General features: G+C 34.4%; 1 protein-coding gene. It reads left to right on the top strand.

What is annotated here, in order from left to right:
• The coding region (locus IDG60_RS02720) for a 3-dehydroquinate synthase family protein (RefSeq protein ID WP_481906076.1) at positions 1-425 on the top strand (425 nt) is incomplete at both ends.

Consider the following 425-nt stretch of genomic DNA (forward strand, 5'->3'; position numbering starts at 1 on the left):
GATTTTGCAGGATTTGTAGCAGCAACACTATTAAGAGGTGTCCATTTTATACAAGTTCCTACAACGATTTTGGCGCATGATTCTAGTGTTGGCGGTAAAGTGGGTATTAACTCAAAACAAGGTAAAAACCTTATCGGTGCATTTTATCGTCCAACTGCTGTGATTTATGATTTAGACTTTTTAAAGACGTTACCATTTGAGCAAATATTAAGTGGCTATGCAGAAGTTTATAAGCATGCGTTATTGAATGGTGAATCAACGACGCAAGAAATCGAACAGCACTTTAAAGATAGAGAGATATTACAGTCATTAAATGGTATGGATAAATATATTGCTAAAGGTATTGAAACGAAGCTGGATATTGTTGTTGCAGATGAAAAAGAACAAGGTGTACGTAAATTTTTAAATTTAGGTCATACATTTGG

The organism is Staphylococcus sp. EG-SA-2, from assembly GCF_017152085.1.